Here is a 21,126-nt window from a genome sequence, read left to right as displayed (position 1 = left end):
GTTATGGACATGCCTCGATGCTGTCGTCGACAGCGCCGAATTGCACTGACACCGTCAATCCGCCTCCCGGCGTTTCGCCAAGCACTACCGTCGCGCCATGCAGCCGCGCGATCTCCCGCACGATCGACAAGCCCAGGCCGCTGCCTTCCACCGCCTGCCCGCTGGCGCCGCGATAGAAGCGCCGGAACACCGCCTCGCGTTCATCCGGCGCAATACCGGGGCCGTTGTCGATCACCTGCAACCGCGGCACGCCGCCATCCGCCGCCACGCGCACCGTCACCACCGCGCCACGGCCCGCATAGCGGATCGCGTTGTCGATCAGGTTGCCTGTCAGTTCCTGCAGCAGCTCAGCCTGGCCAGTGACTTCCACCGGGCCTTCGTGCTCATATCCCAGATCGACCCCACTGCCACGCGCCACCGGCGCCCAGTCCAGCGCCACGCCTTGCGCCAGCGTGTCGAGCCGCAGCGGCCTCAGCGCGGGCATGTAGCCCGCATCGGGCTCCAGCCGCGACAGCGACAACAACTGCTGCACGCCCCTGGAGGCGTGGCGCACGGTGCCGTGCAGCTGCCGCATATGCTCGCGCACGCGTTCGCCGTCGCGTTCGCGCAGCGCCAGTTCGGACTGCGCCTGGATGATCGCCAGCGGTGTCTTGAGCTGGTGCGCGGCATCGGCGAAGAAGCGCTTGCGCGCCAGCACCATGCCGTGGAGCCGCGCCATGTACTGGTTCAGCGCTTGCACCAGCGGCTTCATCTCGGCGGGCAGGTCTTTCTGCTCGATCGGGGCCAGCTGCGTGCCGCGCCGCGCTACCGTGTCGGACAGCCGGTGCAGCGGCCGCAGCCCGCGCCGCACGCCGAGCCAGACGATGCCAAGCGCCAGCGTCACCAGCATCAGCTCCTGCAGCAGCGAGCCGATCAGGATGTCGCGCGCCAGCAGCTGGCGCGGCTCGATGGTCTCGCCCACCAGCACCCACACCAGCCGCGTGCGCGCCGAGCCGACGTCGCGCACCGGCAGCGGCTGCGCCGCCATGCGCAAGGGCTGGTCGCGGAACCGGGTGTCGTAGAACACGGTGCGGTACAGCTGCAGGGGCGCGTCGGGCGGCATCGGCAGGTCGTCGTAGCCGGTGACGGTGGCGCCGTCTTCGGCGCGGATGCGGTAGAAGATGCGCGGGCCGGCCTGGCCGTCGAACAGCTCGAGCGCGAGGTTGGGCAGTTCGACCGCGAGCCGTCCCTCGTGCAGGCGGATGCCTTCGCGCATGGCGCGCAGCGACGCCTCCAGCGTGCGGTCGAAGGCGGTATGCGCGGCCGACATCGCGCGCTGGTAGGTCAGCCAGGCGTCGAAGGCAAGCAGGCCCATCAGCGGCAGCAGCAGCCACAGCGACAGCTGCAGCCGCAGGCTGGGAGCCTGGCGCGGCCGCTTCATGCCGCCGGCCGCGCTTCAAGCAGGTAGCCCAGGCCGCGCAGCGTGACGATGGCCACGCCGCTGCCGTCAAGCTTCTTGCGCAGCCTGTGCACGTAGATCTCGATCGCGTCCGGATTGACCGATTCGTCGATGCCGAAGATCTTCTCCGACAGTGCCCCCTTGTTGACGGCGCGGCCATCGCGCAGCAGCAGTACCTCGAGCACGGCGCGCTCGCGCCCGGTCAGCGGCAGCAACTGTCCATGCAGCAGGAAGGCGCGGCTGACGCTGTCGTAATGCAGCGGTCCGAAGGCGATCTGCGTGCTGTCATGGCCATGGGCCCGGCGGATCAGCGCGCGGGCCCGCGCTTCCAGCTCGGACAGGTCGAACGGCTTGGCGAGGTAGTCGTCGGCGCCCAGGTCCAGGCCGCGCACGCGGTCCTCGACCGAGCCGTGCGCGGTCAGGATCAGCACCGGCAGCGGATTGCGCCGCTGGCGCAGGCGGCGCAGCACCTCCAGCCCGTCCATGCCTGGCAGGCCGAGATCGAGGATCAGCAGGGCGTAGTCCTGCGTGCTCAGCAGCGTGTCCGCGCTGTGGCCGTCGTGCATGCAGTCCACCGTGAAGCCGGCCTGGTCCAGGGCCTGGCTCAGTGAACTGGCCAGCATCACATTGTCTTCGGCAAGCAGGATACGCATGGGGCAGGGCGGTCAGGCGGCAATGCCGGAACCCGGCCACAGCGATCGGGACGGCCGGAACGGCGAAGGCCAGACAGATACAGCGAACCGCGTCGGCTTTGAAGCTAGGGAAACCACTAACCCCCGCCGTGGCGCCCGGGCCGTGAAAAGCCTGCGATCCGAAAGCGAACTGAAAGTGCGCGTCACCTACCATCCGGCCGCTGACGAATACCACAACAAGCACAAGGAAGGAGATGGCAATGAAGCGTACGGCAATGGCATGCGCCGTGATGGGCCTGGCTGCCGCGGGATCGGCGTCCGCGCAATCGAACGTGACCCTGTACGGGCTGGTGGATGCGGGCATCGAATATGTCAGCCACGCGGGACCGGACGGCTCGGCGGTCAAGCTGACCTCGGGCGGCAAGAACACCTCGCGCTGGGGCATCCGCGGCAGCGAAGACCTGGGCGGCGGCCTGAAGGCGATCTTCAACCTGGAAAGCGGCATCGCCATCGACACCGGCCGGCTCGATACCGACAACACGCTGTTCGACCGGCGCGCCACCGTAGGCCTGTCCAGCCGCTACGGCCAGGTGGTGCTGGGCCGCACCTTCACCACCACCTACGACTTCATGCTGCCATTCGACCCGATGGGCTATGCGCCGGCCTATTCGTGGGCAACGTCGTCGACGGCCACGGGCGGGCGCAAGGACGGCCTGTTCTCGCGCGCCTCGAATGCGATCCGCTACGACGGCAGCTTCGGCGGCCTGAAGCTCGGCGCGACGGTGGCGCTGGGCGAAGTGGCGGGGGACTTCAAGAGCGCGTCCAAGTACGCGCTGGGCGCAGGCTACAACGCCGGCAAGTTCGCCGCGGCCGCCACCTGGGACCGGCAGAACGGCGCCGGCACCAGCACCACGCCTGCCGACAGCACCGACTACATCCAGGGTATCCATGCCGGCGCCAGCTATGACTTCGGCGACCTGAAGCTGTTTGCCGGCTACCGCAACTACAAGCGCGCCTTCACCACCGGCGCGGCCAGCCAACGCAGCGACATGTACTGGGGCGGCGCCAGCTACGCCTTCACGCCGGCGTTCACGCTGTACGGCGCGGTCTACAAGCAGAACATCAAGGGCGGCAACGATGCCGATCCCATCCTGTTCTCGCTGCGCGGGCAGTACGCGCTGTCCAAGCGCACGCTGGCCTATCTGTCAGTCGGCTATGCCAAGGCGCGCAATGGCCAGGACGTCAGCGTGTCGCGCGACCTGGTCGGCTTTGCCAACAACCAGACCGGCGTCATGGCCGGCCTGCAGCATCGCTTCTGACCAGCAGGATTTCCGGAAAACGGCCCGGCCGGGGGCTGGCTGTTTTGGGAACCGCCTGTTGGCCCGCGCAGGGGTGTGCGCATCGGGGGCAACAGGCGGCTTGAGGCGGGTTGCCTCGCACGGCGCAGGGTGTAGCCGCACTGCCTGCGCCGTACTTTTTTTGGGCCGGTCCCAGCGCGTCGGCCGACGCGCCGGGGCCCGGCCATCAAGGCACGATCACGATCTTGCCGGTGACCTTGCGCGCTTCCATGTCCTTGAGCGCCTGCGCGGCCTGTTCCAGCGGGTAGCGCGCCGAGATATGCGGGCGGATCTTGCCTTCCTTCATCCAGCCCAGCATCTGCGCCATGTTGGCCTGGTTGGCCTTCGGCTCGCGCCGCACGAAATCGCCCCAGAACACGCCCACCAGCGAGGCGCCCTTGAGCAGCGCCAGGTTCAGCGGCAGCCTGGGGATCTCGCCGTTGGCGAAGCCCACCACCAGGTAGCGGCCGCGCCAGCCGATCGAGCGGAACGCCGGTTCGGCATAGATGCCGCCGACCGGGTCGTAGATCACGTCCGGACCCTTGCTGTCGGTCAGCGCCTTGATGCGCTCGCGCAGGTCTTCGGTGCTGTAGTTGATGAAGGCGTCGGCGCCGTGCTGCTTGCACACTTCCAGCTTTTCGTCGGTCGACGCGGCCGCGATCACGCGCGCGCCGATGGCCTTGCCGATCTCGATCGCCGCCAGGCCCACGCCGCCGGCCGCGCCCAGCACCAGCATGGTCTGGCCCGCCTTCAGTTCGCCGCGGTCGATCACCGCGTGGTGCGAGGTGCCGTAGGTCAGCGTGAAGGCCGCCGCGGTCTCGAAGTCGATGCCGGGCGGCATCGGCACCACCGACGCCGCCGGCGCCCTGGCCTGGCTGGCGAAGGCGCCATTGCCCAGGTAGGCGATGACGTTGTCGCCGGGCTTGACGTGAGTGACGCCTTCGCCCACCGCGTTGACCACGCCGGCCAGTTCCGAACCCGGCGTGAACGGCAGTTCGGGCTTGGCCTGGTATTTGTTCTGGATGATCAGCACATCCGGGAAGTTGACCGCCGCCGCCTTGACGTCGATGACCACTTCGCCCTTGCCGGGCACCAGGTCGGGCAGGGTTTCCAGGGTCAGCGAATCGGGCGGACCCCAGGCTTTGCACAGTACGGCTTTCATCTTGTCTCCGGTGGTGTGGTTGGCATGCCGCGCCAGTCAAGCTTACGCGGGCCGGCGGGGCAAGTGTAGCGCACGAATAGCACGGTCGTTCTGTTTCATGCGGAAGCCGTTGAGGCGGTCATTTGCGGCCTGCATACTGTGCTGGCGCCGCCGCCGCGGCGGGCCGCATCGGGCGGCGCGCGGGCCGCTTGCGCGCCTGTGCTCAGGTACAATCGCGGCATGCATATCCTTCTCGCCAACGACGACGGTTATCTCGCGCCGGGACTGGCCGTTTTGCATGCTGCGCTCGCGCCGCTGGGCCGGATCACGGTCATCGCGCCGGAGCAGAACCATAGCGGCGCTTCCAATTCCCTGACCCTGCAGCGTCCGCTGTCGGTCTACGAGGCGCGCGAAGGCGTGCAAAAAGGTTTTCGCTTCGTCAATGGCACGCCCACGGACTGCGTGCATATCGCGCTGACCGGCCTGCTCGAGGACAAGCCCGACCTGGTGGTGTCCGGCATCAACCAGGGCCAGAACATGGGCGAGGACGTGCTGTACTCCGGCACCGTCGCCGCCGCCATCGAAGGTTACCTGCTAGGGATTCCCTCGGTGGCCTTCTCGCAGGTGGACAAGGGCTGGGAGCACCTCGATGCCGCCGCGCGCGTGGCGCGTACCGTGGTGGAGCGCATCATCGGCACGCCGCCGGCCGAGCCGTTCCTGCTCAACGTCAATATCCCGAACCTGCCGTTCGAACATATCCGGGGCTATCGCGCCACGCGCCTGGGCAAGCGCCATCCGTCGCAGCCGGTGATCACGCAGGTCAACCCGCGCGGCGATACCAATTACTGGATCGGCCCCGCGGGCGACGCGCGCGATGCCAGCGAGGGCACCGACTTCCACGCGACCGCGCAGGGCTATGTCTCGCTCACGCCGTTGCAGCTGGACCTGACCCACCGCGGGCAGCTCGACGCGCTCGACCAGTGGCTGAAGTAGGGCCGCCGGTCCCGAGCCGCAGAATCGCCGCGCCGCGCCCCCGATGAGTTCCACGCCCCCTCGCAACAAATTCCCGCTGCCGCTGGATGCGGTGGTCGAGCGCAAGCCCGCGCCTGCCCGTACCGCCGGCATGCCGGCGGTAGGCGCGCCGCGCCCGGCCGCGCCCGCGTCCAAGACTGCCACGCCGGCCAAGCCGCGCCTGCCGCGCACGGCGGCGCCCGCGCCCGTGCCGGTGCCTGCCAGCGCGGTCGAACAGCGCGCCTCGGCGGCCACCGCGGGCGGCGGCGGCATGGCCTCGGCGCGTGCCCGCGCGGCACTGGCGGCGCGGCTGCGCGCCGCCGGCATCCGCGACGAGCGCGTGCTGTCGGCCATCGCCACGGTGCCGCGCCACCTGTTCGTCGAGCCGGGGCTGGCGTCGCAGGCGTATGAAGACGCGGCGCTGCCGATCGGCCACCAGCAGACCATTTCCAAGCCGTCGGTGGTGGCGCGCATGATCGAGTTGTTGCGCGCGGGCCTCGGCGCCGATGCGCCGCTGGAGCGCGTGCTCGAGATCGGCACCGGCTGCGGCTACCAGGCCGCGGTGCTGGCCCAGGTGGCGCGCGATGTCTTCTCGATCGAGCGCATCCGGTCGCTGCACGAGCAGGCCAAGGCGAACCTGCGCCCCTTGCGCGTGCCCAATCTGCGCCTGCACTACGGCGACGGCATGCTGGGCCTGCCGCAGGCCGCGCCGTTCTCGGCCATCATCCTCGCCGCGGCCGGCATGGAGGTCCCCGAAGCGCTGCTGGAGCAGCTGGCCATCGGCGGGCGCCTGATCGCCCCGGTGGCGGTGGTGCCGCCGGCGGGCGTGCCCGGCCAGACCGTGACGCAGCAACTGCTGCTGATCGAGCGGCGCAACCGCCATCGCTTTCACCGAACCGCGCTTGAAGCCGTTTTCTTTGTGCCCTTAAAATCGGGCACCATCTGAGTCGAACTATGCACAACACCGTGAAATCGCAAAATTTCGCACGCGCCGGACAACTTCTTGCGGCGACGTCGCTGGCGGCGCTGCTGGCCGCCTGCGCCAATTCGCCGATGCCGGCGCCGGTCGTCGACCGTACCTCCACGTCCGGTACCACGGCGGCGACGCTGGAACCGGCGCCGCCCGGGCACTATCGGGTCAAGCGAGGCGATACCCTTTACCGTATCGCGCTGGAGAACGGCCAGTCGTATCGCGATGTGGCGGCGTGGAACAACCTGACCAACGTGAACCAGATCGAGGTTGGCCAGCTGCTGCGCATCGTGCCGCCGGGTGCCGACGTCAACACTGCGCCGGGCGTGGCGACCATGCCGGTGGCGCCGGGCACCGTGCAGGCCCAGCCGATCGACCAGGCGCGTCCGAACGGCACGCCCGTGTCGCCGCCGGCCACGCCTGCCGCCGCGGCTTCGGCGCCGGCCGCAACCCCCGCCGCGACCGCGCCGGCGTCGGCGCCGGCAGCCGACGGCTCGGTGAAGCTGGCATGGCCCGCGACCGGCCAGATGGTCGGTAAATTCGACGACAAGGGCAATAAAGGCATCGATATTGCGGGCAAGAAGGGCGATTCGGTGCTGGCCGCGGATGACGGTCGGGTGATTCACGTAGGCCCCTTGCGCGGCTACGGGAATCTTGTCATCATCAAACACAACGAGACATTTCTTACCGCTTACGGGCACAACGACAAGGTGCTCGTCGCCGAGCAATCCTCGGTCCGCAAAGGCCAGAAGATTGCAGAGATGGGCAACAGTGATACCGACCGGGTGAAGCTTCACTTCGAAGTTCGCAAGAACGGAAAACCGGTTGATCCGATGCGGTACCTGCCGCCACAGTGAGGGTTCATGCCACGCCAGAAAACTGTCTCCTCCGGAACCGTCAGCAGGGCTCGCCGTCCCAAGCAGCCGGAAGTGAAGGCTGGTGTGGCGCATCCCGACGAACACGCCGATGCCGAGGGCTTCGAGCCGGATCTTGCCGCCGAGATGCTTCCGGTGACCGACGAGCCCATCGCCACGTCCACTGCGGTGGGCCTGCGCGAGGCCGACCTGCTCGGCGACGACAATGAGCGCAACGAGCGCCATCTGCGCGACGACGACGAGGACGATTCGGAAGACGAGGAAGACGACGGCGCGGAAAACGGCACTGAAAGCGCGGCTGCCGAGCATGACGATTTCCGCACGGTGCTGCATACCGAGCTGGCCGCCGACACCGTCCAGCATTACCTGAACCGCATCAGCATCAAGCCGCTGCTGTCGGCGCCGGAAGAACTGCATTTCTCCACGCTGGCCAAGGACGGCGACTTTGCCGCGCGCCAGGTCATGATCGAGCGCAATCTGCGGCTGGTGGTCAGCATCGCCAAGGGCTATCTCAATCGCGGCGTGCCGCTGCTCGATCTGATCGAGGAAGGCAACCTCGGCCTGATGCACGCGATCGAGAAGTTCGATCCCTCGCGCGGCTTCCGCTTCTCGACCTATGCAACGTGGTGGATCCGCCAGAGCATCGAGCGCGCCATCATGAACCAGGCCCGCACCGTCCGCCTGCCGGTGCACGTGATCCGCGAACTCAACCAGGTGCTGCGCGCCAAGCGCCATCTGGAGAAGGGCGGCACCGACGGGCGCGACGCCAGCCTGGAAGACATCGCCCACCTGCTGGGCAAGACGCCGGACGAAGTGCAGGACGTCCTGGCCCTCAACGAACATACCACCTCGCTCGATACGCCGTTCGATCTCGATCCCGGCTCGAGCCTCCTGGATTTCCTCTCCGACGAGCACAACGCCGCCCCCGACCAGGAGGTGGCGCACCGCGAGCTGGAAGGGCTGATGAAGCTCTGGCTGGCGCGCCTGTCGGAAAAGCATCGCTATGTGGTGGAGCGCCGCTTCGGCCTCAACCATATCGAGCCCGCCACGCTGGAAGAGCTTGCCGAGGAGATGGGGCTGACGCGCGAGCGCGTACGCCAGATCCAGCAGGAGGCGCTGGTCAAGCTCAAGCGGCATTTCGCTTCGCAAGGTGTCAGGAAGGACGCCGTTCTATGACCCCTGTGCTGGTATTCGACATCGAGACCATTCCCGATGTCGCCGGCCTGCGCCGTTTGCATGACCATCCCGATGCGATGAGCGACGCCGAAGTCGCCGAGCATGCGTTCTCCGCCCGCCGGGAAAAGACCGGCAGCGATTTCCTGCCGCACTACCTGCAGCGCGTCGCCGCGATTTCCTGCGTGCTGCGGCGCACGCACCGCGACGGCTCGGCCGTGTTCCATGTCGGCTCGCTCGGCACGCCGCAGGACGGCGAAGCCACGCTGATCCAGAAATTCTATGAACTGATCGCGCGCTACAGCCCGCAGCTGGTGTCATGGAACGGCGGCGGATTCGACCTGCCGGTGCTGCATTACCGCGGCCTGGTCAACGGCGTCACCGCACCGCGCTACTGGGAGATGGGCGAGGGCCGCGACGAAGACAGCCGCGACTTCAAGTGGAACAACTACATCAGCCGCTACCACATGCGGCACCTGGATCTGATGGACCTGCTGGCGATGTACCAGCCGCGTGCCAGCGCGCCGTTGGATGACCTCGCCAAGCTATGCGGTTTCCCGGGCAAGATGGGGATGGATGGCAGCAAGGTGTGGCAGGCCTTCCAGGCCGGCCAGCTCGACGAGATCCGCGCCTATTGCGAAACCGATGTCGTCAACACCTACCTGATGTACTGCCGTTTCCAGCTGATGCGCGGCGGCATGTCGCCGCGAGAGTTCGACATGGAGATGGAGCTGGTCCAGGAATCGCTGGCGGAACTGCCCGGCGAACAGTGGATGGAATACCTGCAGGCGTTCCGCCTGCAGCGCCTCACGCCCGAAGCCGAAGACTTCGAGGACTGATGAGCGCGCCAGCGCCCGCCGGCTTGCGACGCGGCCTTACAGGTCCAGCGACAGCAGGATCGGCTGATGGTCCGAGTCGGCGGTATCCGCGTTGACTTCGCAGCGCCGGATACGCGCGGCCAGATTCTCCGTGACGAACATGAAGTCGCAGGCGAACGGCGGCTCGGGCCATTGCTCCTTGTCATGGATGGCGCAGGTCGGCGCGTGCGGCAGGCCCGGATGCGCGTGCAGCCAGGCGTCGCGCCATGGCGTGGTGGTGTCGTCAAACGGCTCGAGCATGCGGCGATAGGCGATGTCGTCGGGTTTGCTGTTGAAGTCGCCGCACAGGATGGCTTCGGCGGGGCGCGGTTCCGGCGTGAACGGGCCGGGCCATTTCTCGCTGCGGCCCGGACGGCTGGCGTGGTCGCACGCCTGGACATGCCAGTCGCGCAGCGCCTCGGCCTGGGCGGCGCGCTGGAGCGCCGAGTAGTACTCCAGGTGCGTGCAGATCACGCGCAGCCGCCGCGGGCCGGCCTCGACGGTCACTTCCAGCGCCACGCGGGGCATCGATGCCACGTGCGGATCCGCGGGCCACGGCAAGGCGTGCCGGAATACCTCGCGTACCGGCAGCCTTGTCGCAACCAGGTTGCCGAACTGCTTGTGCGCGCCATTGCGGTCGCGACGGTCGACGCCTGACGCGAACAGCACGTGATAGCCCGGCAGCAGTGCTGTCAGCTCGGCCACCTGGTCGATCCCCGGCTCGCCGCGCAGTTCCGTGAAGCCACGCGTGACTTCCTGCAGGCAGATGACGTCGGCATCTGCCATCGCGCGCAGCGTGTCCACCTGCCGCGCCAGGTCCACGCGCCCGTCCGCACCGCGGCCCCACTGGATATTCCAGGAAATCAGTTCCATACAAGGCCTCCGTCATCGATCGGACCGGTCTGGCATACAATCGCGCTTTCGTAAAACAATACGTCAGGTTTTCTCTGGTGTCCCAAGCCGTGTCCTCCCCACAAGAAACGCCCGCCGTCGCGCCCGCAGCCGCCGCACCGGGTGCCGCACCCGCCGCAAAAGAGGCCCGTGGCCGCGGCCATGCCAACGGCAATGCGCCCGGCGCCGACCCCGTGGTGTCGATCGACAGCCTCGACATGGAGGCGCGCGGCGTCGGCCGCCTGGTGAACGAGGACGGCACGCCCGGCAAGGTCATCTTCGTCGAAGGCGCGTTGCCCGGCGAGACCGTCAGCTACCGCAGCTACCGGCGCAAGCCCAGCTTCGAGCAGGCGCACCTGGGCGAGGTCCTGCAGGAATCGGTCATGCGCGTGAAGCCGGGATGCCAGCACTTCGGCGTCTGTGGCGGGTGCTCGATGCAGCATCTGGATTCGCGCGCACAGCTTGCCATCAAGCAGCGCGTGCTGGAAGACAACCTGTGGCACCTGTCCAAGGTGAAGCCCGACGTGGTGTTCCGGCCGATCGCCGGCCCGGACTGGGGCTACCGTTACCGTGCCCGCCTGACGGTGCGCCACGTGGTGAAGAAGGGCGGCGTGCTGGTGGGCTTCCATGAGCGCAAGAGCAGCTATGTCGCCGACATGACGCGTTGTGAAATCCTGCCGCCGCACGTTTCGGCCATGCTGGTGCCGCTGCGCGAACTGGTGGCGGGACTGTCGATCCGCGACCGCATGCCGCAGATCGAACTGGCCGTCGGGCATGAAGTGACGGCGCTGGTGCTGCGCATCCTCGAGCCGCTGACCGATGCCGACAAGGACCTGCTGCGCGCCTTTGCCGACCAGTACAAGGTGCAGTTCTGGCTGCAGCCCAAGGGGCCGGACACGGTCTACCCGTTCTATCCGACCGACGTCGAGCTGGCCTATACGCTGCCGGAATTCGGCATCCGCATGCCGTTCAAGCCGACTGACTTCACGCAGGTGAACCACCAGATCAACCGCGTGCTGATCGGCCGCGCGCTGCGCCTGCTCGATGCGCAGCCGGGCGACCGCCTGCTCGACCTGTTCTGCGGCATCGGCAATTTCACGCTGCCGCTGGCCACGCAGGGCAAGTCGGTGATGGGCATCGAAGGCAGCGAGGCGCTGACCACGCGTGCGCTGGCCAATGCCGAATACAACGGGCTGGCCGCCAAGACGGAATTCGCGTGCCGCAACCTGTTCGAAGTCACGGCAGACGACATCGCCGCGCTGGGCCGCTTCGACCGCTGGCTGGTCGATCCGCCGCGCGAAGGCGCGCTGGCGGTGAGCAAGGCGCTCGGCGAGCTGGCGCAGCAGGGCAGCGACGTGCTGCCGCGGCGCATCGTCTATGTGTCGTGCAGCCCCGCCACGCTGGCGCGCGATGCCGGTCTGCTGGTGCACGAGGCCGGCTACCGCCTGAGCGGCGCCGGCGTGGTCAACATGTTCCCGCACACCTCGCACGTCGAGTCGATCGCGGTGTTCGACCGCGACTGATCGCGGCGGAGTGCCCAAAAGAAAAGCCGGCCATTGGCCGGCTTTCGTCATGCTGCGGCGTCCGCCGTCATTCGCGGTTGCCGCCGAAGATGCCCAGCAGCGCCAGCAGGTTGGCGAAGACGTTGTACACGTCGAGGTAGATCGCCAGCGTGGCGGTGATGTAGTTGGTCTCGCCGCCGTTCACCACGCGCTGCACGTCGAACAGGATGTACGCCGAGAAAATACCGATCGCGATCACCGATACCGTGATCATCAGCGCCGGCAGCTGCAGCCAGATATTGGCCACGCTGGCCAGGATCAGCAGGATCACGCCGACGAACAGGAACTTGCCGAGGCCGGAGAAATCACGCTTGCTGACGGTGGCGATCGATGCCATCGCGCCGAACACGGCCGCGGTGCCGCCGAAGGCGTACATGATCAGCGCCGGGCCGTTCGAGAACGACAAGGTGACGCTGATCAGCCGCGACAGCATCAGGCCCATAAAGAAGGTAAAGGCCAGCAGCAGGACCACGCCCATGCTGCTGTTCTTGGTCTTCTCGATGGCGAAGAAGAAGCCGAACGCGATCGCCAGGAACAGGATCAGCGACAGGCCGGGGCTGCCCGCCATGAAGCTGAAGCCGGTGGCCACGCCGATCCACGCACCGAGCACGGTGGGGATCATCGAGAGGGCCAGCAGCCAGTATGTGTTGCGCAAGACCCGGTTGCGAACGACGACGTCAGTGACGGTCGACGCACTGTTGCCGAAACCGTAGGTGTTCAGCTTGTTATCCATGGTGACTCCTGTCTCAAAACGGTGAGGCGCCGGCGTTGCGAGACTTCAAATGCGAAGGCTCGTATGGAAGCCGGACGGAACCATCGTCAATGTGGCATCGGGCAGGCCGGATTGCAAGGGCGCGGTAGACCAATCGTCACCTGGCGCTGGCTCGCGTCCGTTCGACGCCGCTCACATTGGATGTTAGCGGCGGCGCTGCGTTCCGGGGATGACAAGGTTGTAATGTGCTGCTTTTGCAACTTGTGGACGGCGTGTGCATAAGGGGGTGGCGGGCACGCCGGAAGGTCCGCAAGACCCTCGAAACCGTCATAGTCTTCGTGCTAGAATTGCACGTTTAATCCATTTGTAACCCCTTCATTTTTCGGAGTTTTTCATGGCGATCGAACGCACCCTGTCGATTATCAAGCCGGATGCCGTGGCCAAGAACGTCATTGGCCAGATCTACGCCCGTTTCGAGGCCGCCGGCCTGAAGATCGTTGCTGCCAAGATGGTGCACCTGTCGCGCGGCGAAGCCGAGCAGTTCTACGCGGTTCACAAGGAGCGTCCGTTCTTCAAGGACCTGGTCGACTTCATGGTTTCCGGCCCGGTCATGATCCAGGCGCTGGAAGGCGAGAACGCCATTGCCAAGAACCGCGACCTGATGGGCGCCACCGACCCGAAGAAGGCCGAGAAGGGCACCATCCGCGCCGATTTCGCCGACAGCATCGACGCCAACGCCGTGCACGGCTCGGACGCTGCCGAAACCGCCGCCGTGGAAGTGGCCTTCTTCTTCCCGGGCATGAACGTCTACAGCCGCTGATCGGCTGCTGACTGATTACCAAGCCGAGTTTGCCGTCATGAACGATCTCGTCAACCTGCTCGACCTCGACGCGGACGCGCTCACCGCCTATTGCGGCGAGCTCGGCGAGAAGCCGTTCCGTGCGCGGCAACTGCAGCGCTGGATCCACCACTACGGGGCCAGCCGCTTCGACGCCATGTCGGATCTCGCCAAGTCGCTGCGCGAAAAGCTCGCGACCCGGGCCGAGATCCGCGCGCCTGCCGTCATCACCGACAACCTGTCGGCCGACGGCACGCGCAAGTGGCTGCTCGACGTGGGCGAGGGCAACGCAGTGGAGACGGTGTACATCCCCGAGGAAACGCGTGGCACGCTGTGCGTTTCCTCGCAGGCCGGATGCGCCGTCAACTGCCGGTTCTGTTCCACCGGCAAGCAGGGCTTTTCGCGCAACCTCAGCACCGGTGAGATCATCGGCCAGCTGTGGATGGCGGAGTTCGCCATGCGTGAGCAGCTGGGCCGCGGCCCCAAGGATGACCGCGTCATCTCCAACGTGGTGATGATGGGCATGGGCGAGCCGCTGCTGAACTACGACGCCGTCGTGCCGGCCATGCGCCTGATGCTTGACGACAACGCCTACGGCCTGTCGCGCCGCCGCGTGACGCTGTCCACCTCCGGCGTGGTGCCGATGATGGACCGGCTGTCGAAGGACCTGCCGGTGGCCCTCGCCGTGTCGCTGCATGCGTCCAACGACGCCCTGCGCGACGTGCTGGTGCCGCTGAACAAGAAATACCCGCTGGCCGAACTGATGGCGGCATGCCGTCGCTACCTGGAATTCGCGCCGCGCGATTTCATTACTTTCGAATACTGCATGCTGGATGGCGTCAACGACGGCGTCGAGCATGCGCGGGAACTGCTGAAGCTTGTCGCCGACGTGCCGTGCAAGTTCAACCTGATCCCGTTCAATCCCTTCCCCGAATCGGGCCTGAAGCGTTCCAACAACGAGCAGATCCGGCGCTTCGCGCAGGTACTGATGGACGCCGGCGTCGTCACCACCATCCGCAAGACCCGCGGCGACGATATCGATGCCGCCTGCGGCCAGCTGGCCGGGGAAGTGAAGGACCGCACCCGCCTGGCCGAACGCGGCAAGTTCGGCAAGATCACGCCGCTGGTGCCGGTCACTGCGAGCGGCCAGCCACGGGAGGCGCGCCCTGCATGATCCGTCTGATCGCTGCGGCCCTGCTGGGGCTGCTGATGTTGTCCGGGTGCCAGCTGCCGCATGCGCCGGCGCAGGATCTCCAGACCGCTTCCGACCAGACCGAGGCCAGGCGCCGGGCCGGCATCCGGCTGCAACTGGCCACCAATTATCTCGAGGCCGGCCAGACCGCGGTCGCGCTTGACGAGATCAAGCAGGCCATTGCCATCGATCCGTCGCTGGCCGATGCCTACCATGTGCGGGCGCTGATCTACATGAGCATGAACGAGCGGACGCTGGCCGAGGACAGCTTCCGTACCGCGGCATCGATGCGGGCCAATGACGGCGACCTGCTCAACAACTACGGCTGGTTCCTGTGCCAGCAAGGGCGTTACGGCGAGGCCGTGCCCATGCTGCAGCGCGCCGTGTCGGCCCCGTCCGCCGGCGGCCCGGTCAAGCCGCTGATCAGCCTGGGTGCGTGCGAGCTGCGCCAGGGCCATAGCGCCGAGGCGGAGAAGAACCTGAAGGCCGCGCTCGGCTACGACCGCAACAACCCGGTGGCGAACACCAACCTGGCGCTGGTGTTCTACCGGCGCGGCGATTACGTACAGGCGCGGCAGTACGTCCTGCGCGTCAACAACAGCCAATTTGTCACTGCGCAATCCCTCTGGCTGGGAGCGCGCATTGCCCACCGTCAGGGCGACGGCCGCACGCAGGATGCGCTGGGAGCGCAGCTGCGCAGCCGCTTCCCTGACTCGCGCGAGGTGGCCGCCTACGAACAAGGAGCATGGGATGAGTGAGCACGACCGCGCCGCAGGCCAGGCCGTACCGACGCAAGCAGTCGGCGGGGGCGCGCATGAGGGAGAACGTGAAGCCGCGGCGCGGGAGATCGGCGCGGCGCTGGCGCGCGAGCGCGAGGCGCAGCGGATGTCGGTCGAGGACGTCAGCGCACGGCTGAAGGTGGCGGCCAGCAAGCTGCGTGCGATCGAGGCGGCCAACCTGCAGGCGCTGCCCGACGTAACCTTCGCCAAGGGCGTGATGCGCGCCTATGCCCGCATGCTCCACGTCGATATCGACCCGCTGCTGGCGCGCTTCCAGCCGCGCCCGGTGGCGCAGGTGGCGGAAATCGCCCGCCAGCGCGAGGGTGGCATCAATGCGGCCTTCGACGACCGCAACCGCTTCCGCTCCGGCGGCAATGGCGGCCGCTGGATCTGGCTGGCGCTGGTCGCGGTTGGCGTGGCCGCCGGCATCTGGTTCGGGCTGGACCATATCCGCGCGTGGCTGGACGCGCGCAGCAGCGCCGCCGAGACGGTGGCGGCCGAGGCCCCGGCCGCGGATAACGCGGGCACTGAGGCCGGTATCGTGACCGCGGCGCTGCCGCCGGTCATGGCTGCCAGCGACTCGCCGGCACCGTCCGCCGAAACCATTCCCGCCAGCGCGGCGGCGGCGCCGGCAACGCCGGCAGCCACCACGGCTGCTGCTGCATCGGCTCCGGCGGCCCCGACGGCATCTGCCGCGGCAGCGCCGACGGCGCCCGCGGAGGGCGAGCTGCAGATCCGCTTTGCCGCCGATACCTGGTTTGAAATCCGCGACAATAGCGGCAAGGTCGTCATGGGTGGCACCGCCAAGGCCGGGCAGACCATGGCTGGCGGCGGTACGGGTCCGTACCGGGTGGTGATCGGCAACGTCAAGGGCGTCGAATCGTTCACGCGCGGCGGCACGCCGGTCGACCTGAAGGCCGCCAACCGCAACAACGTGGCGCGCCTGACGCTGCCCTGAGCTGGCGCGAGGTGCGGCAAGGTGCGTCTTTGCAAGGTGGTAACGCTATGAACCAACAGCTCTGTCTACCGGTCCTGCCGGGCCCGCTGCCGCGTCGCCAGACCCGCCAGGCGCGGGTCGCGTGGGGCGACAATGTGGTGACCATCGGTGGCGGCGCGCCGGTGCGGGTGCAGTCGATGACCAACACCGACACGGTCGATGCCATCGGCACCGCGATCCAGATCAAGGAACTGGCGCGCGCGGGTTCGGAGATCGTGCGCATCACGGTGAACACGCCCGAGGCCGCGGCGGCGGTGCCGTCGATTCGCGAGCAGCTCGACCGCATGGGTGTCGACGTGCCGCTGGTGGGGGACTTCCACTACAACGGCCACAAGCTGCTGCAGGACTATCCGGCCTGCGCCGAGGCGCTGTCCAAGTACCGCATCAACCCGGGCAACGTCGGCCAGGGCGCCAAGCGCGATACGCAGTTCGCGCAGATGATCGAGATGGCGTGCCGCTACAACAAGCCGGTGCGCATTGGCGTGAACTGGGGCAGCCTGGACCAGGACCTGCTGGCGCGGATCATGGACGAGAACGCCGGGCGCGCCGAGCCGTGGCCGGCGCAGAGCGTGATGATCGAGGCGCTGATCACGTCGGCCATCGATTCGGCCAGGAAGGCCGAGGAAATCGGCCTGCCGGGCAGCCAGATCATCCTGTCGTGCAAGGTCTCGCAGGTGCAGGAGCTGATTGCGGTGTACCGCGAGCTCGCGCGTCGCTGCGACTACGCGCTGCACCTGGGCCTGACCGAGGCCGGCATGGGCAGCAAGGGCATCGTGGCTTCCACGGCGGCGCTGTCGGTGCTGCTGCAGGAAGGCATCGGCGACACCATCCGCATCTCGCTGACGCCGGAGCCCGGCGCGCCGCGCGAGAAAGAGGTGTACGTCGGGCAGGAGATCCTGCAGACCATGGGCCTGCGCAATTTCACCCCGATGGTGATTGCCTGCCCGGGCTGCGGACGCACCACCAGCACGGTGTTCCAGGAACTGGCGGCCAGCATCCAGGCCTACCTGCGCGAGCAGATGCCGCAATGGAAGACCGCCTATCCGGGTGTCGAGGAAATGGACGTGGCCGTGATGGGCTGCATCGTCAACGGCCCCGGCGAAAGCAAGCACGCCAATATCGGCATTTCGCTGCCGGGCTCGGGCGAATCGCCGGCCGCGCCGGTGTTCGTCGACGGCGTCAAGGTGAAGACGCTGCGCGGCGAACGCATTGCAGAAGAATTCCAGGCGATCGTAGACGAATACGTTCGCACGCATTACGGCCCGGGCGCTGCACGGGACGGCAAAGAAGTGGCAGCCTGAGCCGGACCGGCCGGGGCCAGCAGCCTGACTAGAACAGAATGACGCAAACCGAGACCATGGCCGCCGCCGGCGCCGCCAAGACCGAACCCAAGGTACGCCCCGCCAAGGCCCTGCAGGGCGTGAAGGGCATGAACGACATGCTGCCGGCCGACGCGCCGCTGTGGGAGCATTTCGAGAATGCCGCGCGCGCGATGCTGCGCGCCTACGGCTACCAGCAGATTCGCACGCCCATCGTCGAGCATACCCAGCTGTTCGTGCGCGGCATTGGCGAGGTCACCGACATCGTCGAGAAGGAGATGTACTCCTTCACCGATTCGCTCAACGGCGAGCAGCTGACGCTGCGCCCCGAGGGCACCGCCGCGGCCGTGCGCGCCACCATCGAACACAACCTGCTGTACGACGGCCCCAAGCGCCTGTGGTACACCGGCCCGATGTTCCGCCACGAACGTCCGCAGCGCGGCCGCTACCGCCAGTTCCACCAGCTCGGTGCCGAGGCGCTGGGCTTCGCCGGTCCGGACGTGGACGCCGAGATCATCCTGATGTGCCAGCGCCTGTGGGATGACCTGGGGCTGACCGGCGTGCGCCTCGAGATCAATTCGCTGGGGCAGGCCGACGAGCGCGCGGCGCACCGCGAACAGCTGATCAAGTACCTGGAAGGCTTCCAGGACATCCTGGACGACGACAGCAAGCGCCGCCTGTACACCAACCCGCTGCGCGTGCTCGACACCAAGAACCCGGCGCTGCAGGACATGGCGGCCAACGCGCCCAAGCTGATCGACTTCCTGGGCGAAGAGTCGCTGGCGCACTTCGAGGGGGTGCAGCGCCTGCTGAAGGCGAACAACATCCCGTTCAAGATCAACCCGCGCCTGGTGCGCGGCCTCGATTACTACAACCTGACGGTGTTCGAGTGGATCACCGACAAGCTGGGCGCGCAGGGCACCATTGCCGGCGGCGGACGCTATGACCCGCTGATCGCGCAGATGGGCGGCAAGCCCGCGCCGGCTTGCGGCTGGGCCATGGGCATCGAGCGCATCATCGAACTGATCCGCGAAGAGGGCGTGGTGCCCGACGCCGTGGGGTGCGATGTCTACCTCGTGCACCAGGGCGAAGCCGCCGCGCAGCAGGCGATGGTCGCGGCCGAGCGGCTGCGCGACGCCGGCCTCGACGTGGTGCTGCATGCCAGCCCGGACGGCAAGGGCGGCAGCTTCAAGTCGCAGATGAAGCGCGCCGACGCAAGCGGCGCCGCCTATGCCGTTATCATTGGCGACGACGAAGTGGCCGCCGGCGTGGTTCAGGTCAAGGAACTTCGCCAGCGCGAGCAGGCCGAAGGCGGTGGGCAACAGGCCACCGTCCCGGCCGACGGCCTGGTCGATTACCTGATCGACGCCATGGTCGGCGCCAGCGAATAAACGCGCGCCGCTGCCTGACATCACGAGTATCCAACCAACGCAGGTGATTGCCTCGACATGGCTTACGATCTAGAAGAACAGGAACAGCTTGAAAATCTGAAGGCCTGGTGGCGCCAGTACGGCAATGCGCTGACCTGGGCGCTGATCGTCGCGCTGCTGGCGTTTGCCGGCTGGAATGGCTGGAAGTACTGGGAGCGCAAGCAGGCCGGCGAAGCCGCGGTGCTGTACGAGCAGGTGATGAAGGCCGCCGAGGCGCGCGATGCCGAGCGCATCAAGCGCGCCGCGACCGACCTGGAAGGCAAGTACGGCCGTACCGCCTACGGCCAGATGAGCGCACTGGTCGCCAGCCGCGTGCTGTACGATGCGGGCGACCTGAGCGCGGCCAAGAGCCAGCTGCAATGGGCCATCGACCACGGCGACGAAGCGTATTCCCACCTGGCGCGCGTGCGCCTGGCCGGCGTGCTGCTCGACGAGAAGGCCTATGACCAGGGCCTGGCGCTGCTCAAGGATGAGCCGCCGGCCGCGTTCGTGGCGCTGTACGCCGATCGCCGCGGCGACCTGCTTGCCGCGCAGGACAAGCGCGACGATGCCCGCACGGCCTATCGCAAGGCGCTCGACACGCTGGGCCAGGCCGAGGCCGGGATGCGCCAGATCATCCAGTTCAAGCTCGATGCGCTGGGCGCGGCCTGATCCGGCTGCCCGGCGACCCTTGCCATACCGTTGATCCCGCGGATCGAACAACAGGACCGTAAAGTTATGACGTCAGTGCTTTCCCGTGCCGTACATCGCCAGCCCGCCCGCACCCTTTCCCGTGCGCTGGTGGCGGCTGCCTGCCTGGCCACGCTGGGTGGCTGCGCGCTGTTCAGCAAGGAAAACAAGCACCCGCCCGCCGAACTCAAGCCGGTATCGGCCACGCTGGCCGTGCGCCAGGCCTGGAAGGCCGATGTCGGCAAGAGCGGCCCGTATTCGATGCAGCCGGCCGCGGCGGGCAACAATGTCTATGTGTCGTCCAACAACGGCAACGTGATGGCGCTCGAAGGCGCCAGCGGCCGGGTGCTGTGGAAGGCCAAGACCGACGTGGACCTGACCTCGGGGCCGGGCAGCGACGGCTCGGTGACCGCGGTCGCGGGCGAGAAGGGCGCGGTCTATGCCTTCGACGCCAGCGGCAAGCAGATCTGGAAGAAGCAGGTCAACGGCGAGGTCCTGTCGGCGCCGCTGGTCGGCAACGGCCTGGTGGTGGTGCGCACCACCGATACCCGGGTGTTCGGCCTGGATGCCGAGACCGGCGAGCGCCGCTGGATCTACCAGCGTTCGCAGACCCCGCTGAACCTGCGCGCGGCGATGGGCATGGTGTTCGCCGGCGACGGCATCGTGATGGGCTTCCCCGGCGGCAAGCTGGGCGTGCTGACGCCGGGCAATGGCGTGCTGCGCTGGGAAAGCGCGGTTTCCTATCCGAAGGGTGTCTCGGAAATCGAGCGCCTGAACGACGTCACCGGCCTGCCCATGGTCAGCGGCCGCCAGGTCTGCGCCACCACCTTCCAGGGCCGCGTCGCCTGCCTGGAGCTGGCCAGCGGCCAGCCGCAGTGGGGCAAGGATTTCTCGTCGCCGGCGGGTCCGGCGCAGGATGACAATGCGCTTTACGCCAGCGACGAGCAATCGGTGGTGCATGCCTTCGACCGCCAGAACGGCAGCGAGCGCTGGAAGAACGCCGAGCTGCGCAACCGCCGCCTGGGCGCGCCGCTGGCGCTGGGCCGCTCGGTGGTGATGGGCGACTTCGAAGGCTATGTCCACTTCCTGTCGCGTGAAGACGGCCAGGTGGTGGCACGCATGAAGACCGATGGCAGCGCCATCACCGCCGCGCCCGTGGTGGCGGGGCAGACCCTGGTGATCCAGACGCGCGACGGCGACGTCTACGGTTTCCAGCCTGGCTGACAGGACCCAATGCGCGCTGCCGTACACCTGTCGGTACGGCCGGCGCCGAATCCGGTAGCATGATCCTTGGCGCGGCATT

General features: G+C 67.5%; 20 protein-coding genes. 15 read left to right on the top strand and 5 right to left on the bottom strand.

Features of this window, described 5'->3' with window-relative positions; all coding sequences use genetic code 11:
* Window position 1: 1 nt before the first annotated feature.
* A complete protein-coding gene (locus RALTA_RS09285; RefSeq protein WP_012353179.1) occupies window positions 2–1,420 on the bottom strand; it encodes a sensor histidine kinase in 1,419 nt (472 codons plus the stop codon).
* Entirely contained in the window at window positions 1,417–2,091 is a 675-nt protein-coding gene (locus tag RALTA_RS09280; RefSeq protein ID WP_012353178.1) for a response regulator, read from the bottom strand. The genes RALTA_RS09285 and RALTA_RS09280 overlap by 4 nt, the downstream gene beginning before the upstream one ends.
* Window positions 2,092–2,330: 239 nt before the next feature.
* Here RALTA_RS09280 and RALTA_RS09275 point away from each other — a divergent pair, with 239 nt between their 5' ends.
* A complete protein-coding gene (locus RALTA_RS09275; RefSeq protein WP_041232155.1) occupies window positions 2,331–3,389 on the top strand; it encodes a porin in 1,059 nt (352 codons plus the stop codon).
* A 205-nt stretch (window positions 3,390–3,594) separates the two neighbouring features.
* Here the strand turns inward: RALTA_RS09275 and RALTA_RS09270 are convergent, their stop codons facing one another.
* Window positions 3,595–4,569 (bottom strand): NADPH:quinone oxidoreductase family protein, encoded by a 975-nt coding sequence (locus RALTA_RS09270; protein ID WP_012353176.1) that lies wholly within the window; start codon window positions 4,567–4,569, stop codon window positions 3,595–3,597.
* Between the two features lie 219 nt (window positions 4,570–4,788).
* Between RALTA_RS09270 and surE the strand changes: the two genes are divergently transcribed.
* Genes surE through RALTA_RS09245 form a run of 5 tightly spaced genes read left to right on the top strand, consistent with a single transcriptional unit; the run spans window position 4,789 to window position 9,416 of the window.
* The gene (surE, locus tag RALTA_RS09265; RefSeq protein ID WP_012353175.1) at window positions 4,789–5,541 is read left to right on the top strand and encodes a 5'/3'-nucleotidase SurE; all 753 of its coding nucleotides are present in this window, start codon (window positions 4,789–4,791) and stop codon (window positions 5,539–5,541) included.
* A 43-nt stretch (window positions 5,542–5,584) separates the two neighbouring features.
* On the top strand, window positions 5,585–6,505 hold the full coding sequence (locus RALTA_RS09260) for a protein-L-isoaspartate(D-aspartate) O-methyltransferase (protein ID WP_012353174.1): 921 nt from the start codon (window positions 5,585–5,587) through the stop codon (window positions 6,503–6,505).
* Between the two features lie 8 nt (window positions 6,506–6,513).
* Window positions 6,514–7,386 (top strand): peptidoglycan DD-metalloendopeptidase family protein, encoded by an 873-nt coding sequence (locus tag RALTA_RS09255; RefSeq protein ID WP_012353173.1) that lies wholly within the window; start codon window positions 6,514–6,516, stop codon window positions 7,384–7,386.
* Window positions 7,387–7,392: 6 nt separating this feature from the next.
* Window positions 7,393–8,580: an RNA polymerase sigma factor RpoS gene (gene rpoS, locus RALTA_RS09250; protein ID WP_012353172.1), complete on the top strand. Its 1,188-nt coding sequence runs from the start codon at window positions 7,393–7,395 to the stop codon at window positions 8,578–8,580.
* Window positions 8,577–9,416 (top strand): 3'-5' exonuclease, encoded by an 840-nt coding sequence (locus RALTA_RS09245; RefSeq protein ID WP_012353171.1) that lies wholly within the window; start codon window positions 8,577–8,579, stop codon window positions 9,414–9,416. The genes rpoS and RALTA_RS09245 overlap by 4 nt, the downstream gene beginning before the upstream one ends.
* A 36-nt stretch (window positions 9,417–9,452) precedes the next feature.
* On the opposite strand, the gene RALTA_RS09240 is transcribed toward RALTA_RS09245, so the two are convergent.
* Window positions 9,453–10,307 carry an endonuclease/exonuclease/phosphatase family protein gene (locus RALTA_RS09240; protein WP_012353170.1) on the bottom strand — a complete coding sequence of 285 codons (855 nt, stop codon included), beginning with the start codon at window positions 10,305–10,307 and terminating at the stop codon, window positions 9,453–9,455.
* A 236-nt stretch (window positions 10,308–10,543) separates the two neighbouring features.
* Between RALTA_RS09240 and rlmD the strand changes: the two genes are divergently transcribed.
* Window positions 10,544–11,848, top strand: a complete 1,305-nt coding sequence (gene rlmD, locus RALTA_RS09235; RefSeq protein WP_242405264.1) for a 23S rRNA (uracil(1939)-C(5))-methyltransferase RlmD — start codon at window positions 10,544–10,546, stop codon at window positions 11,846–11,848.
* A gap of 67 nt (window positions 11,849–11,915) precedes the next feature.
* Here the strand turns inward: rlmD and RALTA_RS09230 are convergent, their stop codons facing one another.
* Window positions 11,916–12,620, bottom strand: coding sequence for a Bax inhibitor-1/YccA family protein (locus RALTA_RS09230; protein ID WP_012353168.1), 705 nt, complete (start codon window positions 12,618–12,620; stop codon window positions 11,916–11,918).
* 373 nt (window positions 12,621–12,993) lie between these two features.
* Here RALTA_RS09230 and ndk point away from each other — a divergent pair, with 373 nt between their 5' ends.
* The 8 genes from ndk to bamB all read left to right on the top strand — a co-directional run bounded on the left by ndk (window position 12,994) and on the right by bamB (window position 21,047).
* Window positions 12,994–13,419: a nucleoside-diphosphate kinase gene (ndk, locus tag RALTA_RS09225; protein WP_012353167.1), complete on the top strand. Its 426-nt coding sequence runs from the start codon at window positions 12,994–12,996 to the stop codon at window positions 13,417–13,419.
* Window positions 13,420–13,456: 37 nt separating this feature from the next.
* Window positions 13,457–14,611 carry a 23S rRNA (adenine(2503)-C(2))-methyltransferase RlmN gene (gene rlmN, locus RALTA_RS09220; RefSeq protein WP_012353166.1) on the top strand — a complete coding sequence of 385 codons (1,155 nt, stop codon included), beginning with the start codon at window positions 13,457–13,459 and terminating at the stop codon, window positions 14,609–14,611.
* On the top strand, window positions 14,608–15,387 hold the full coding sequence (gene pilW / locus RALTA_RS09215; RefSeq protein WP_012353165.1) for a type IV pilus biogenesis/stability protein PilW: 780 nt from the start codon (window positions 14,608–14,610) through the stop codon (window positions 15,385–15,387). The genes rlmN and pilW overlap by 4 nt, the downstream gene beginning before the upstream one ends.
* Complete coding sequence (locus RALTA_RS09210) at window positions 15,380–16,366, top strand: RodZ domain-containing protein (protein WP_012353164.1); 987 nt, start codon at window positions 15,380–15,382, stop codon at window positions 16,364–16,366. Before pilW ends, RALTA_RS09210 begins: the two co-directional genes overlap by 8 nt.
* 47 nt (window positions 16,367–16,413) lie before the next feature.
* Window positions 16,414–17,706 carry a flavodoxin-dependent (E)-4-hydroxy-3-methylbut-2-enyl-diphosphate synthase gene (ispG, locus tag RALTA_RS09205; protein ID WP_012353163.1) on the top strand — a complete coding sequence of 431 codons (1,293 nt, stop codon included), beginning with the start codon at window positions 16,414–16,416 and terminating at the stop codon, window positions 17,704–17,706.
* A gap of 38 nt (window positions 17,707–17,744) precedes the next feature.
* Window positions 17,745–19,115: a histidine--tRNA ligase gene (hisS, locus tag RALTA_RS09200; protein ID WP_012353162.1), complete on the top strand. Its 1,371-nt coding sequence runs from the start codon at window positions 17,745–17,747 to the stop codon at window positions 19,113–19,115.
* A 57-nt stretch (window positions 19,116–19,172) separates the two neighbouring features.
* Window positions 19,173–19,805, top strand: coding sequence for a YfgM family protein (locus tag RALTA_RS09195; protein ID WP_012353161.1), 633 nt, complete (start codon window positions 19,173–19,175; stop codon window positions 19,803–19,805).
* A 66-nt stretch (window positions 19,806–19,871) separates the two neighbouring features.
* Window positions 19,872–21,047, top strand: a complete 1,176-nt coding sequence (gene bamB / locus RALTA_RS09190; protein ID WP_012353160.1) for an outer membrane protein assembly factor BamB — start codon at window positions 19,872–19,874, stop codon at window positions 21,045–21,047.
* The last annotated feature ends 79 nt before the right edge of the window (window positions 21,048–21,126 follow it).

It is taken from the genome of Cupriavidus taiwanensis LMG 19424, from assembly GCF_000069785.1.
Classification (GTDB): Bacteria; Pseudomonadota; Gammaproteobacteria; order Burkholderiales; family Burkholderiaceae; genus Cupriavidus; species Cupriavidus taiwanensis.
The sequence above is the reverse complement of the archived record's forward strand: the minus strand, read 5'-3'. Positions and strand labels throughout refer to the sequence as shown.

Bases quoted from the DNA above. Each gene is read 5' to 3' on its own strand.
- RALTA_RS09240 (WP_012353170.1), bottom strand. From the start codon at position 10,307: ATGGAACTGATTTCCTGGAATATCCAGTGGGGCCGCGGTGCGGACGGG.
- RALTA_RS09270 (WP_012353176.1), bottom strand. From the start codon at position 4,569: ATGAAAGCCGTACTGTGCAAAGCCTGGGGTCCGCCCGATTCGCTGACC.
- RALTA_RS09195 (WP_012353161.1), top strand. From the start codon at position 19,173: ATGGCTTACGATCTAGAAGAACAGGAACAGCTTGAAAATCTGAAGGCC.
- RALTA_RS09230 (WP_012353168.1), bottom strand. From the start codon at position 12,620: ATGGATAACAAGCTGAACACCTACGGTTTCGGCAACAGTGCGTCGACC.
- rpoS (WP_012353172.1), top strand. From the start codon at position 7,393: ATGCCACGCCAGAAAACTGTCTCCTCCGGAACCGTCAGCAGGGCTCGC.
- surE (WP_012353175.1), top strand. From the start codon at position 4,789: ATGCATATCCTTCTCGCCAACGACGACGGTTATCTCGCGCCGGGACTG.
- RALTA_RS09285 (WP_012353179.1), bottom strand. From the start codon at position 1,420: ATGAAGCGGCCGCGCCAGGCTCCCAGCCTGCGGCTGCAGCTGTCGCTG.
- ndk (WP_012353167.1), top strand. From the start codon at position 12,994: ATGGCGATCGAACGCACCCTGTCGATTATCAAGCCGGATGCCGTGGCC.
- ispG (WP_012353163.1), top strand. From the start codon at position 16,414: ATGAACCAACAGCTCTGTCTACCGGTCCTGCCGGGCCCGCTGCCGCGT.
- RALTA_RS09255 (WP_012353173.1), top strand. From the start codon at position 6,514: ATGCACAACACCGTGAAATCGCAAAATTTCGCACGCGCCGGACAACTT.
- bamB (WP_012353160.1), top strand. From the start codon at position 19,872: ATGACGTCAGTGCTTTCCCGTGCCGTACATCGCCAGCCCGCCCGCACC.
- rlmD (WP_242405264.1), top strand. From the start codon at position 10,544: ATGGAGGCGCGCGGCGTCGGCCGCCTGGTGAACGAGGACGGCACGCCC.
- rlmN (WP_012353166.1), top strand. From the start codon at position 13,457: ATGAACGATCTCGTCAACCTGCTCGACCTCGACGCGGACGCGCTCACC.
- RALTA_RS09210 (WP_012353164.1), top strand. From the start codon at position 15,380: ATGAGTGAGCACGACCGCGCCGCAGGCCAGGCCGTACCGACGCAAGCA.
- RALTA_RS09245 (WP_012353171.1), top strand. From the start codon at position 8,577: ATGACCCCTGTGCTGGTATTCGACATCGAGACCATTCCCGATGTCGCC.
- RALTA_RS09280 (WP_012353178.1), bottom strand. From the start codon at position 2,091: ATGCGTATCCTGCTTGCCGAAGACAATGTGATGCTGGCCAGTTCACTG.
- pilW (WP_012353165.1), top strand. From the start codon at position 14,608: ATGATCCGTCTGATCGCTGCGGCCCTGCTGGGGCTGCTGATGTTGTCC.
- RALTA_RS09275 (WP_041232155.1), top strand. From the start codon at position 2,331: ATGAAGCGTACGGCAATGGCATGCGCCGTGATGGGCCTGGCTGCCGCG.
- RALTA_RS09260 (WP_012353174.1), top strand. From the start codon at position 5,585: ATGAGTTCCACGCCCCCTCGCAACAAATTCCCGCTGCCGCTGGATGCG.
- hisS (WP_012353162.1), top strand. From the start codon at position 17,745: ATGACGCAAACCGAGACCATGGCCGCCGCCGGCGCCGCCAAGACCGAA.